Origin of the sequence: Lysinibacillus sp. IITD104 (genome assembly GCF_036698265.2) — a bacterium.
Lineage (GTDB): Bacteria > Bacillota > Bacilli > Bacillales_A > Planococcaceae > Lysinibacillus > Lysinibacillus boronitolerans.
In genome coordinates this window covers 1-13477 of sequence record NZ_JBAHYH020000001.1, presented here as the reverse complement: position 1 = coordinate 13477, position 13477 = coordinate 1, and the positions used below count along the sequence as shown (strand labels likewise).

At 35.8% G+C, this 13477-nt stretch carries 11 protein-coding genes; 7 read left to right on the top strand and 4 right to left on the bottom strand.

Annotated elements, in window-relative coordinates; translation table 11 throughout:
* Positions 1 to 164 precede the first annotated feature (164 nt).
* The 4 genes from jag to rpmH form a co-directional block, all read right to left on the bottom strand.
* Positions 165 to 968, bottom strand: a complete 804-nt coding sequence (gene jag / locus V1L66_RS00055) for an RNA-binding cell elongation regulator Jag/EloR (RefSeq protein ID WP_016994933.1) — start codon at positions 966 to 968, stop codon at positions 165 to 167.
* The gene (gene yidC / locus V1L66_RS00050; RefSeq protein ID WP_016994934.1) at positions 965 to 1735 is read right to left on the bottom strand and encodes a membrane protein insertase YidC; all 771 of its coding nucleotides are present in this window, start codon (positions 1733 to 1735) and stop codon (positions 965 to 967) included. Before yidC ends, jag begins: the two co-directional genes overlap by 4 nt.
* A gap of 373 nt (positions 1736 to 2108) precedes the next feature.
* Positions 2109 to 2453, bottom strand: coding sequence for a ribonuclease P protein component (gene rnpA, locus V1L66_RS00045; protein WP_004233316.1), 345 nt, complete (start codon positions 2451 to 2453; stop codon positions 2109 to 2111).
* Positions 2454 to 2553: 100 nt separating this feature from the next.
* On the bottom strand, positions 2554 to 2688 hold the full coding sequence (gene rpmH, locus V1L66_RS00040) for a 50S ribosomal protein L34 (RefSeq protein WP_004233310.1): 135 nt from the start codon (positions 2686 to 2688) through the stop codon (positions 2554 to 2556).
* A 535-nt stretch (positions 2689 to 3223) separates the two neighbouring features.
* Here rpmH and dnaA point away from each other — a divergent pair.
* The 7 genes from dnaA to V1L66_RS00005 all read left to right on the top strand — a co-directional run bounded on the left by dnaA (position 3224) and on the right by V1L66_RS00005 (position 13123).
* Positions 3224 to 4618 (top strand): chromosomal replication initiator protein DnaA, encoded by a 1395-nt coding sequence (gene dnaA / locus V1L66_RS00035; RefSeq protein ID WP_374116321.1) that lies wholly within the window; start codon positions 3224 to 3226, stop codon positions 4616 to 4618.
* Between the two features lie 169 nt (positions 4619 to 4787).
* Positions 4788 to 5924 (top strand): DNA polymerase III subunit beta, encoded by a 1137-nt coding sequence (gene dnaN / locus V1L66_RS00030; RefSeq protein ID WP_004233305.1) that lies wholly within the window; start codon positions 4788 to 4790, stop codon positions 5922 to 5924.
* A gap of 113 nt (positions 5925 to 6037) precedes the next feature.
* Positions 6038 to 6262, top strand: coding sequence for a S4 domain-containing protein YaaA (gene yaaA, locus V1L66_RS00025; protein ID WP_312125086.1), 225 nt, complete (start codon positions 6038 to 6040; stop codon positions 6260 to 6262).
* Positions 6263 to 6265: 3 nt separating this feature from the next.
* The gene (recF, locus tag V1L66_RS00020) at positions 6266 to 7381 is read left to right on the top strand and encodes a DNA replication/repair protein RecF (RefSeq protein WP_333005379.1); all 1116 of its coding nucleotides are present in this window, start codon (positions 6266 to 6268) and stop codon (positions 7379 to 7381) included.
* 93 nt (positions 7382 to 7474) lie between these two features.
* Positions 7475 to 9409, top strand: coding sequence for a DNA topoisomerase (ATP-hydrolyzing) subunit B (gene gyrB, locus V1L66_RS00015; RefSeq protein ID WP_052125376.1), 1935 nt, complete (start codon positions 7475 to 7477; stop codon positions 9407 to 9409).
* A gap of 25 nt (positions 9410 to 9434) precedes the next feature.
* Positions 9435 to 11900: a DNA gyrase subunit A gene (gyrA, locus tag V1L66_RS00010; RefSeq protein ID WP_036077952.1), complete on the top strand. Its 2466-nt coding sequence runs from the start codon at positions 9435 to 9437 to the stop codon at positions 11898 to 11900.
* A gap of 140 nt (positions 11901 to 12040) precedes the next feature.
* Positions 12041 to 13123, top strand: a complete 1083-nt coding sequence (locus tag V1L66_RS00005) for an HD-GYP domain-containing protein (protein ID WP_016994937.1) — start codon at positions 12041 to 12043, stop codon at positions 13121 to 13123.
* Positions 13124 to 13477 lie beyond the last annotated feature (354 nt).

Below are 13477 nucleotides of genomic sequence, written 5' to 3'. Positions count from 1 at the left end.
CAGCAAAATCTAAAGTAAGGATCATTTCCAAATGTGGATAAAAGCAATTTTTCGCTAATCATATTTTCGACAAAATTTGCTATGTTTCATTAAAAAAGGCCATTTTATCCTAAAGATAAAATGACCTTTCAAAATATATTGTCTGTATGATTATAAGAAACAATCTAATTATTTTTTACTGGTTCAATTACTAAATAACGATTAGGCTCTGTACCTTCTGAATACGTTTCAAGATCTAGACGATTTGCTAATTGATTATGAATTATCTTTCGTTCGTAAGACGGCATAGGTTCAAATGCCACACGTTGATTTAAGCGTAATGCTTTATCCGCCATTCGATCCGCAAGTAATTCTAAAGCTACTTGTCGACGCTCGCGATAGTTTTCTACATCCAGTTTCACCATTAAGAACTGCTTTGCGCTTTTATTTAATACGAGTTGCGTTAATTGCTGTAAGGAATTTAATGTTTGACCTCGTTTCCCTATAAGCAGTGCAGCTTTTTCACTTTTCAGTTGAAATAATACATATTTCCCTTCGCGTGTCGTAGCAATCTCAAGATCATGAATAGCCAATTGTTCAGCAATACTAATTAAATAATCCTTTGCCTCTTCAATTGGGTTTGATGCGTCAGCATCCTCATCTTGTCCTTTAACGACTTGTTGAACTTCTTCCATTTCACTTGGTTGTTCAGAAACTTGTGAACTTAGTGTTTCAACATCATCTACTACTATTGGTTCATTTAATTGAGTTTCTACCTGCGATTCAGCACTGTCGCCTTCAATTGTCGGAACCTGAACTTCTTTTACTGTTACACGTACCTCTGCAGAACGTGCACCAAAACCGAAAAATCCTTTTTTACCTTCTTGTAAAACTTCAACATCTACTTGTTCACGGGTTTTGCCAAGTTTCTGTAACGCCAATGAGATCGCTTCTTGTGTTGTTGCGCCTATTTGCGTAAGTTGTTTCACTTTTTAGCCCCTCCATTTTGAGCAGGTTGTGTTTTATCTTTATTCCAAGGTTTATAAATAAACAGGTTTTGGAGAATCGAAATAATATTCCCGATTACCCAATATAGTGATAATGCAGCTGGTAAGGCCATACCAAAACCAATAATCATGAATGGCATAATATACATCATGATTTTCATTTGAGGATTATCCATTGCTGGTCCTGTACGTAAAACGATAAATTGCATTAAGCCTGCTGTAATAGCTAATGCTGGTGCAGGATCTGCTAACGGGAAGATAAAGAAATTCCCTAAATCAAATGTTGATGTAGCATTCATACGATTTATTGCGTGATAGAAACCAATTAAAATTGGCATTTGAATGATTACTGGTAAACATCCTGCAAGTGGATTTACTCCAGATTCACTCATTAACTTCATCATTTCTTGCTGATATTGTTGTTGTGTCTGAGCATCCTTAGAAGCATACTTCTTTTGCAGTTCCTTCAATTTTGGTTGAATTTCTTGCATCTTTTTAGAACTCTTTGTTTGTTTGATCATCAACGGCAAGATTGCTAAACGAATAATAATCGTTACGGCAATGATCCCCCATGCATACGTACCTAGCAGATCAGCAAAGTATTTTATCGCTGATACCAACGGCCAAACAATGAATTCATTCCAGAAGCCTGTGCTATCTTTGGAAATTGGTTCATTGAATTCTGTACAACCAGAAAGTAGTAAGGCTACTGCTACTAGTGACAAAATTACCCAATGTTGTTTTTTCAACCTTCTTCCCCCTACAATTACTATTCACTTTTTCTTATTCTATATGCTTCTTTTTGTACTGACAGTTTCCTATCACATAATCGTTTAACCGTCAGTAGCCTTATCTTAATTTCAGTCCACTTTTGAGAGTCCTCGATGAAGATAAAGTTATCAGTTATTTTATCATGCCTATAACATTCACTCTACTAAATATTCTAACTACACACATTTATTCCTAAGTTAAGTTATGAATTTTACATATTTTTAAGCGAAAACTCCCGCTACAAATACCCCTGTGCGTATAATTCCCTTGCTTATAATTGTAAACAAAATCACATATTTTCTATTCTATTGCTAACAGTACAGGCGGAATTTCACCACTTGGTTGCATACATTACACTTTTTTCATTACCTTTGCGATTCGTAGTACATGCTGCAAACTTTGTTTCACTTCATGAAAATCCATAGTGGCCGCCGGATGTCTGGCGATAATAACATAATCCATATTCGGCTTTAGATCATCTTTTAATTCATGAATACTTTGTCGAATATAGCGTTTTACTTGGTTGCGTGTTACCGCATTGCCAAGCTTCTTACTAACTGATAAACCTACACGAAATTCCGTTTGTCCCTCTTTTACTAAAAAATAAACAACAAACTGACGATTAGCGAAAGATTTACCCTTTTTAAACACCTTTTGAAAATCATCATTCTTCTTCACTCGTTGGCGTTTTTTCATTTCTTTCACCTGCTATTAGATAATATCTTTTGATCCTCATTTCTAGGTTTACCAAAAATAAAGAAAAAAAAGACCACTGATGTGGCTCAGTGGACTTATTTTATGCTGATAAAACTTTTCTTCCTTTACGACGACGAGCAGCAAGAACTTTGCGACCGTTTTTCGTGCTCATACGTGCGCGGAAACCGTGTACTTTGCTGTGCTTACGTTTTTTTGGTTGGTAAGTACGTTTCATTTATATAGACACCTCCTGATATGAGTTGAATTTTTCAACATACAGACTCGAATATTATATAAAGTATCTAGTTATTTTGTCAATGAATTTCACAAATTTCTTTTAAACAGTCGAACTTTCTATTTATTCTATCTCAATTTTCTAGTGTTCGGATCTATGTTTTATTCATAAACATAAAAAATATTTATCCACAGAGTACTTGTTTTTTTTACACAGAGTTGTGTATAGTATTTTTTGCATTATTTTTTATCCACAACAATTATCTACAGGTTTCTCACATAAGCAGTGCTTGTGGACAACTCTAAAGTGCATAACTGTAAGCTATGTGGATAAGTTTCACAAACTATTGAAATAGCTTTGTTTTTCTGATACGATTACTGTGCTTCACTTTGTTGAAAACTAAAACGAACATTTTAATTATCCACAACTGTTAATATGCTGTGGATAATTTTTATCACAGCCTTTGGTTAACTTTTATCCACAACTTGTGATTATGTGGACGAGTTATAAAATGAACGTATTTACAATTCTATAAATGCGATTTTTTTTTGTATTGAACACTGTAAAGGAGATTAGCAGCTTGGAACATTTAGAAGAACTATGGAACAATGTCCTGGCTCAAGTTGAACAAAAAATTTCTAAACCAAGCTTCGAAACGTGGCTAAAGTCTACAAAGCTACTATCTTACAATGGTAGTGGCTCCACTGTGACAATTGCTGCACCCAATTCGTTTGCTCGAGACTGGCTTGAAAATCATTATATTCATTTGATTACAGGTATATTAACGGAGCTAACAGGCGAAGACTTGCTTATTAAATTTGTTGTTCAAAAAAACCAGGATTCGGACGATTTTGATTTGCCAGCGCCGATTATCCAAGCAAAAAATAATGAACATCATGATATTTCACCAGGTATGTTAAACCCGAAATATACTTTTGATACGTTTGTTATTGGCTCTGGTAACCGCTTTGCACATGCAGCTTCGCTAGCTGTAGCTGAAGCACCTGCGAAGGCATATAATCCCTTCTTTATTTATGGGGGAGTAGGGCTAGGTAAAACGCACTTAATGCACGCCATTGGTCATTATGTATTAGAGCATAATCCTAATGCTAAAGTGGTGTACTTATCATCCGAGAAATTTACAAATGAATTTATTAACTCAATTCGTGATAACAAAGCACTTGATTTTCGCAATAAATACCGCAATGTGGATGTACTGCTAATTGATGATATTCAATTCCTTGCTGGAAAAGAATCAACTCAAGAAGAATTTTTCCATACTTTTAATACTCTACATGAAGAATCAAAACAAATTGTTATATCAAGTGACCGACCTCCAAAAGAGATTCCAACTTTAGAAGATCGGCTCCGCTCACGTTTCGAATGGGGGTTAATAACTGATATTGCGCCACCCGATTTGGAAACTCGTATCGCTATTTTGCGTAAAAAAGCAAAAGCAGACGGTCTAGAGGTACCAAATGAAGTAATGCTTTATATTGCGAACCAGATTGACTCCAATATTAGGGAGCTTGAAGGTGCGCTTATTCGCGTCGTTGCCTACTCATCACTTGTAAACAAGGATATTACAGCGACATTAGCTGCCGAGGCATTGAAGGATATCATCCCAAATTCAAAGCCGCGAACAGTGACAATATTAGACATTCAAAATGCAGTTGGGGAACATTTTAGTATACGTTTGGAAGATTTCGCTGCCAAAAAACGTACTAAATTAATAGCTTTTCCGCGTCAAATCGCTATGTACTTATCACGCGAATTGACAGATTTTTCGCTGCCGAAAATTGGCGAAGAATTTGGTGGTCGCGACCATACGACTGTCATCCATGCACACGAAAAAATTTCTTCTATGTTGAAAAATGACGCTCAACTTCAACAAGATGTTAAACAAATTCGTAGTATGCTAGGCAAGTAATTGCTGTGGACAAACTAACGATTTAAACACAAACTTATACACAGTCTATCTACATGTGGATAGACTGATTTTATTCATAAAAATATACTTATCCACAAATCCACAGGGCCTATTACTATATCTTTTTATTTTATATAAATAAATAATATAAATATGTGAGGGAAAACGAATGAAATTTGATATTTTACGTGACCGTTTATTAGAGGGTTTAAATGATGTCATGAAAGCAGTAAGTTCAAAAACAACTATTCCGATTTTAACAGGGATTAAAATTGACGTAACAGAAGAAGGTATCCGCTTAACAGGTAGTGATGCTGATATAACAATTCAAACATTTATTCCAGTAGAAGAAGATGGGCAACAAATTATTCACATTACAGAAACAGGTTCAATTGTTGTACAAGCACGTATGTTTAATGAAATCGTACGTAAATTACCAACAAACGATGTTGAAATCCAAGTAACACCTGGTTTCCAAACACATATTCGTTCAGGAAAATCAGAATTCCATTTAATTGGCTCAGATGCAGCAGAATATCCTTTATTACCAGAGCTTACAGAAGATCAAAAATTTACTATTCCAGCTGATCTCTTAAAAACAATTATTCGTGAAACTGTATTTGCTGTTGCTACTTCAGAAAGTAGACCCGTGTTGACAGGTGTAAACTGGCAGATCAAAAATGAAACGTTAATCTGTGTTGCAACAGATAGTCATCGTTTAGCTAGACGTAAAGTGCAACTGGAAAATTTACCAGAAGTTGAACATAGTGTAGTTATTCCTGGGAAAAGTTTAAATGAATTAAATAAAGTATTAGAGGATTCTACAAACCTTGTACAAATCGTTATTACAAGTCAGCAAGTATTATTTAAAACTGGTGATGTATTATTCTTCTCTCGCTTACTGGAAGGAAATTATCCTGACACAACTCGTTTAATTCCTGAAGAATATCAAACAAATGTAACGATTAACGGAAAATCTTTATTACAAGCTATTGACCGTGCCTCACTTGTTGCAAGAGGAGATCGAAATAATGTTGTACGTTTTGAAATTTTAGATAACCAGGCAGTTGAAGTTTCTTCTAATTCTCCTGAAATCGGTAAAGTACAAGAAGAAATTCCTGTGGAAGCATTAGAAGGGGAAGGTTTGAAAATCTCATTCAGTGCAAAATATATGATGGAAGCATTAAAAGCAATTGATGGACAAGATGTAGTTATTCAATTTACTGGGGCAATGAGACCGTTTATTTTACGTTCCGTTCATGATGATGCTATTTTACAATTAATTTTACCTGTACGAACTTACTAAAGAACATAAGATCTGTTAAGATAGTCGCTCATAGTGACTATCTTTTTTTACTTATGGCGTAATTTTAGGTATGATAGAGAGATAGACAGTCTGTATTCGGAGGGGAACACACTATGCAGGACATTAAAATTGATGAGGAGTTCATCACGTTAGGGCAGCTCTTAAAAATTACGGATGCCATTAGTTCAGGTGGAATGGCCAAGTGGTTTTTACAAGAACATGCTGTATATGTAAATGGAGAAATAGACGATCGTCGAGGTCGGAAATTACGTAACGGAGATGTTGTAAATATTCCTGGATGTGGTCGTTTTCAAATCATAGGACCAGCTGGACAATAAATTATGTATATTGAGCAAATAAAACTTACAAATTACCGTAACTATGATGCCTTAGCTATAAACTTCTCTCCAAAAATTAATGTTTTCATTGGTGAAAATGCACAAGGAAAAACAAATGTTATGGAGTCCATCTATGTTTTAGCAATGGCTAAGTCCCATCGCACAACGAACGATAAAGAATTGATACGTTGGGATTCAGACTATGGTAAAATAGAAGGGGCCGTTAAAAAAAGGCACGGTATTTTACCGATCGAACTTACGATTACAAAGAAAGGTAAGAAGGGCAAGATAAATCATATAGAGCAAAGTCGCCTTAGTCATTATATTGGTCAAATGAATGTCGTTATGTTTGCACCAGAGGATTTGAATGTTGTAAAGGGAAGTCCGCAAATACGCCGACGTTTTATTGATATGGAGATTGGGCAAATTTCGCCTGTCTATTTACATGATTTATTAACCTTTCAAAAAGTTTTAAAACAACGTAATCATTTTTTAAAAATGAACCAAGGCAAGTCCTTGTCAAATGATGTGATGTATGAGGTCTACAATGAACAATATATTCACGCTGCTACCCAAATTATTCGTAAAAGATTTCAATTTATTGATTTATTGCAGGAGTGGGCGGAACCCATACACGCAGGGATATCGCAAGGTAAGGAAACACTGGTTATAAAATATCGTACGGTAGCTGGTATAGAAAAAGAACACTCTACTAGTGAAATTGAAAATACTTTACATCAAAAATTAATAGAAGCGAGAGAACGTGAATTTGATAGGGGAGTGACACTAGTTGGTCCACACCGTGATGATTTACAGTTTTTAGTAAATGGCTATGATGTCCAAACTTATGGTTCACAAGGGCAACAGCGAACTACTGCATTGTCTTTAAAGCTTGCTGAAATTGAATTAATTAAACAAGAAACAAATGAAACACCCATACTACTTTTAGATGATGTTTTATCGGAACTCGATGATTATCGCCAATCGCATTTATTAAATACCATTCAAGGTGAAGTCCAAACCTTTGTTACAACCACAAGTGTGGAAGGAATTCACCATGAAACGATGGAACAGGCTCAACTGTTTCACGTGAAACAAGGTGCGATTGAAAGAAGTTAGCCAGGGTAGTTTTTTAGATTACAAAAAGAATGGTAATAGTCAGCTCGGTTGACTGTTCATTCATTTACACACAATGATGTTATGAAGGAGTAGATGAAAGCCGTGGCTATAGAGAACGAAGGTTTACAAAACCAAGCTTATGAGGCCGATCAGATACAGGTATTAGAGGGTTTAGAAGCAGTACGTAAAAGACCAGGGATGTATATCGGTTCAACTAGCTCTAAAGGGCTTCACCATTTAGTATGGGAAATTGTTGATAATAGTATCGATGAAGCACTTGCAGGATTTTGTACAGATATAAAAGTAACAATTGAAAAAGAAAACTGGATCCGTGTAGAAGATAACGGTCGTGGTATTCCGGTTAGTATTCAAGAAAAAATGGGTAAGCCAGCAGTTGAAGTTATTATGACTGTTTTACATGCTGGTGGTAAATTTGGCGGTGGAGGCTATAAAGTTTCGGGTGGTCTCCATGGAGTTGGGGCATCAGTGGTAAATGCACTATCTGTTGAAACAATTGTCCAAGTTCATCGTGAAGGTCATATCCATGAAATAAAATTTGAACGTGGAAGAACAGTTCAAGAGTTAACAGTTATCGGTGAAACAGATCACAATGGTACAACAACACGTTTTAAAGCTGATCCAGAAATATTTAAAGAAACAACTGTTTATGAATATGATATTTTAGCTCATCGTATTAGAGAATTGGCTTATTTAAATCGTGGTATTAAGATTACGATTGCTGATGAACGTGAAGATGAGATTCGTTCAACTACATACCACTATGAAGGTGGTATTCGTTCCTATGTGGAGCATTTAAACCAATCTAAAGAGCCAATCCATGATCCAATTGATGTTCTTGGAGAGAAGGATGGCATCACAGTAGAAATTGCCATGCAATATAATGCTGGATTCTCTTCTAATATTTTCTCATTTGCTAATAACATTAATACGTATGAGGGCGGTACACATGAGTCTGGTTTTAAAACAGCCCTTACACGCGTTATTAATGACTATGCACGAAAAAGTGGATTACTAAAAGAATCTGACGCTAATCTTACAGGTGAGGATGTTCGAGAAGGGTTAACAGCTATAGTTTCCGTTAAACATCCAGATCCGCAATTTGAAGGACAAACAAAAACAAAGTTAGGGAACTCAGAAGTAAGTCAAATTACCAATTCATTATTCTCAGATGGCTTTGAACGTTTTATGTTAGAAAATCCAACGGTTGCTCGTAAGGTTGTAGAAAAAGGTTTAATGGCGGCCCGTGCGCGTGTAGCTGCGAAAAAGGCACGTGAATTTACTCGTCGTAAAAATGCCCTCGAAGTATCTAGCTTACCGGGTAAATTAGCTGATTGTTCTTCTACTAACCCAGCTGATTGTGAAATTTATATTGTTGAGGGTGATTCTGCCGGCGGTTCCGCTAAATCTGGGCGTGATCGTCACTTCCAAGCAATTTTGCCTTTACGTGGTAAGATTCTTAACGTTGAGAAAGCTCGACTAGATAAAATTTTATCGAATGCGGAAATCCGTGCGATGATTACAGCATTCGGCACTGGTATTGGTGAGGAGTTTAATTTAGAAAAAGCTCGTTATCATAAAATCATTATTATGACAGATGCCGATGTCGATGGAGCGCATATTCGTACATTACTTTTAACATTCTTCTTCCGTTTCCTTCGACCACTTATAGAAGCAGGCTATATTTATATTGCACAGCCACCACTTTATCAAGTGAAACAAGGTAAACATATTGAATACTGCTATGATGAAGAGACATTAAAAGCAATTTTAGAAAGACTACCAAAAATGCCAAAACCAAATGTGCAGCGTTATAAAGGTCTTGGTGAAATGAACGCTGAGCAGCTTTGGGAAACAACAATGGATCCTGAGTACCGCACATTATTACAAGTAGAATTAGATGATGCAATTAAGGCAAACCAAGCATTTGAACGTTTAATGGGCGATGAAGTTGAACCTCGTCGTCAATTTATTGAGGAAAATGCCGTATACGCTAATTTAGATATCTAATTTTTCTTGAGAGGAGGTCTACACTTTGTCAGAACAAGAACGCTCCGGTGTTAAAGGAGTTAATATAACAGAAGAAATTGAAACATCCTTTCTTGATTATGCAATGAGTGTAATTGTGTCACGTGCATTACCTGATGTACGTGATGGATTAAAACCAGTTCATCGTCGTATATTATATGGGATGCAGGAATTAGGGAATACAGCAGATAAAGCCTACAAAAAATCAGCACGTATCGTTGGGGATGTAATGGGTAAGTACCATCCACATGGTGACTCTTCCATCTATGATGCAATGGTACGTATGGCACAAGATTTCAGCTATCGCTACATGCTTGTTGATGGTCATGGAAACTTCGGCTCCGTTGATGGTGATGGCGCAGCAGCCATGCGTTATACAGAATCACGTATGTCTAAAATAGCAATGGAAATGCTCCGTGATATTAATAAAGATACAATTGACTATACAGATAACTATGATGGATCAGAAAAAGAACCAATTGTATTACCAAGTCGTTATCCAAACCTATTAGTGAATGGTGCTGCAGGGATTGCAGTAGGTATGGCAACAAATATTCCCCCACATCAATTGGGCGAAACAATTGATGCTGTTATAGCACTTTCTGAAAATCCTGCAATTACAACTGAGGAGCTAATGGAAATTATCCCTGGCCCAGATTTTCCTACTGGAGGATTAATTTTAGGACGTAGTGGTATTCGTAGAGCCTATGAAACAGGTCGAGGTTCCATTATTATTCGTGCAAAAGTAGAAATTGAGCAAAAGGCAAATGGTAAGGAAACTATTCTTATCCATGAATTGCCTTACCAAGTGAATAAGGCAAAGCTCATTGAAAAAATTGCAGAACTTGTACGTGATAAAAAAATAGATGGTATCACAAACTTACGTGATGAATCAGACCGTCGTGGTATGCGTGTAGTAATTGAAGTTCGTAAAGATGCAAATGCTAATGTCGTACTAAATAATTTATATAAACAAACGGCTATGCAATCGAGCTTCGGCATTAATATGCTGTCTTTAGTAAATGGTCAGCCTAAAGTATTAGGCTTAAAGGAAATGTTATACCATTATCTAGAACACCAAAAAGTAATTATTCGTCGTCGTACAGAGTTCGATCTTCGAAAAGCTGAAGACCGCGCTCATATTTTAGAGGGCTTACGAATTGCACTCGATCATATTGATGAAATAATTGCTATTATTCGTGGTTCACGTAGTGGTGAAGAAGCGAAGCCTCAATTGATGGAACGCTTTAACTTATCTGAGCGTCAGGCTCAAGCTATTTTAGATATGCGCCTCGTTCGATTAAGTGGCTTAGAGCGTGAAAAAATTGAAGCAGAATATCAAGAGCTTCAAGTTCTAATAGCTGAATTAAAGGCAATTTTGGCAGATGAAGAGAAAATTGTTGATATTATTCGTACTGAAATCTTAGAATTGAAGGAACGTTTTAATGATACACGCCGTACTGAGATTACATCAGGTGGTATTGAAATGATTGAGGATGAGGATTTAATCCCTGTTGAAAACTCAGTTGTTACTTTAACGCATAATGGCTATATCAAACGTTTAGCTGCGAATACATATCGTAGTCAAAAGCGTGGTGGTCGTGGTGTACAAGGAATGGGTACAAATGAAGACGACTTTGTAGAGCATCTAATGAATACTTCTACCCACGATACAATTTTATTCTTCACGTCTAAAGGTAAAGTATTTAGAGCAAAAGGATATGAAATTCCTGAGTTCGGTCGTACTGCTAAAGGGTTACCAATCGTAAACTTGCTCAATATAGAAAAAGGCGAAAAAGTAACAGCTATGATTCGTGTTGCGTCGTTTGATGAAGATGCTTACTTTATCTTTACCACAAAAACAGGTATTACAAAACGTACCCCTGTTTCACAATTTGCTAACATCCGAACAAATGGTTTAATCGCAATCAGCTTGAGAGAAGACGATGATCTTATTTCTGTACGTCTTACAGATGGAGAGAAACAAGTGATTATTGGTACACGTGATGGTATGCTCGTTCGTTTCCAAGAAGACGACATTCGATCTATGGGCCGTACAGCCGGTGGTGTTCGAGGCATTAAGCTACGTGATGGGGACGAAGTTGTTGGTATGGAGATTGTTGAGCCAGGACAAGAAATTTTAGTAGTAACTGAAAAAGGTTACGGTAAACGTACTTCTGAAGAGGACTATCGTTTACAAAGTCGTGGTGGAGTAGGACTGAAAACGATCCAGATTACAGATAAGAATGGTCCAATGGTGGCTGTAAAAACTGTCGATGGTTCTGAGGATCTAATGCTTATAACTATTAATGGAATGCTTATCCGTATGGATGTGAATGATATTTCATTAATTGGGCGCAGTACGCAAGGTGTACGTTTAATTCGACTAGGAGATGACGAATTAGTTGCAACTGTAGCTAAAGTGGAAAAAGCAGAAGAGTCTTTAGAAGACGAAGAGGAAGTCGAAGAATAATTTAATCCGATGATGACATTCTTGAATGTCGTCATCGGTTTTTTTACGTAAATAATGAAAAATAAGTAATTATTTTGAATTCCATGATAAAATAGAAATACCTTATTTTGAAGCAAGAAATAGTGGAGAGGTGTTCATCCGTGGAAACTATACATGTTCCAATTTCAGAGCTAGGTGTTGGCAAGGTAATTTCTGAAGATATATTTGCTAATACACAGTATCCGATTATTTTCAAAGATACAATGATTTCTTATGTACACTTGCAAGTTTTTCATGCATTTAATATTTTCAACGTCCCTGTTTACAAAAGTGAAAATGATATTCGTGTAGAAAAGAATGAGAGCGATGTCGAAGTTACAATAGAAGAAATTCCGACTTTTAGGAAAATCTATAATCATTCTGTTGAACAGTTTAAAAAAGAATTTAAAAACTGGGAAGCGGGAGCAAAGGTAGATATTGCAAAGGCCAGAACAATTATTTTACCTTTAGTAGAGTTGGTGTTAGAAGATCGTACTATTATTTTTGATTTAAATGAGTATTCAAATCCAAAAGACTATCTATATCATCATTGTGTAGCAACTGGTTTGATTGCCTCAGTTATTGCTCAAAAACTTGGCTATGATAGAGGGACTACTATTCAAGTAGCCATCGGTGGTTTATTAGCTGATTGTGGTATGGCTAAAGTACATCCTCGTATCAGGGATAAGAAGACACCATTAACAGAGCAAGAATATGATGAGATTTATAAACATCCGATTTATAGCTACAATATGGTGAAAGATTTGACCATTTTAAAAGAAACGATGAAAGAAGCAATCTTCCAACATCATGAACGTTTAAATGGTAGTGGGTATCCGAAGAACGAAAAGATCGCCAATATTTCTATATTTGCACAAATCATTGCTGTTGCAGATGTTTTTCATGCTATGACATGTGAACGAGTATATAGAACGAAACAATCTTCATTTAAAGTGATAGAAATGATTAATGAATCTGAGTTTGGTAAATTTGATATTAAAGTAGTACGTGCATTAATTGATATTGTTGCAGATCTTCCGATAGGAACAATTGTAGAACTTTCTAATTTAGAACGTGGGGAAGTAATGTTTGTAAATAAATTTGCACCAACACGACCACTTATTAAATTAATTCATTCAGGGGAAATTTTTGATTTAGGGAAAAATCGCAGTTTCTATATTTCACGTATCATAACTAATTTATAGATAAAGGGGCAAACTATATTTATATGGTTTGCCTATTTTTAAACAGGTAAGAGATGTACTCTACGCAAAGTGCTACATTATGTTTTTATATATAGGTGACATTTTAATATTTTTTTAAGAAGCACTTCGCAATATTAAACACTTAAATAGTGAGATTTTAACCATAATTGTGTTTTGAAACATTTATAGATATTGTATTAAAATATTTTTAGAGAAAGTGTTGACTTTGTTTTAGAATCTTGATATTATAAATGAGTCGCCAAGAGGTGACAACGAAAATAAAGAACATGAACCTTGAAAACTGAACAAGCAAAACGTAATCAATAAAGTTTTTAGTAGCTAGCTTTGCTAGTG

Bases quoted from the DNA above. Each gene is read 5' to 3' on its own strand.
- rnpA (WP_004233316.1), bottom strand. From the start codon at position 2,453: ATGAAAAAACGCCAACGAGTGAAGAAGAATGATGATTTTCAAAAGGTG.
- rpmH (WP_004233310.1), bottom strand. From the start codon at position 2,688: ATGAAACGTACTTACCAACCAAAAAAACGTAAGCACAGCAAAGTACAC.
- dnaA (WP_374116321.1), top strand. From the start codon at position 3,224: ATGCGATTTTTTTTTGTATTGAACACTGTAAAGGAGATTAGCAGCTTG.
- dnaN (WP_004233305.1), top strand. From the start codon at position 4,788: ATGAAATTTGATATTTTACGTGACCGTTTATTAGAGGGTTTAAATGAT.
- yaaA (WP_312125086.1), top strand. From the start codon at position 6,038: ATGCAGGACATTAAAATTGATGAGGAGTTCATCACGTTAGGGCAGCTC.
- recF (WP_333005379.1), top strand. From the start codon at position 6,266: ATGTATATTGAGCAAATAAAACTTACAAATTACCGTAACTATGATGCC.
- gyrB (WP_052125376.1), top strand. From the start codon at position 7,475: ATGAAAGCCGTGGCTATAGAGAACGAAGGTTTACAAAACCAAGCTTAT.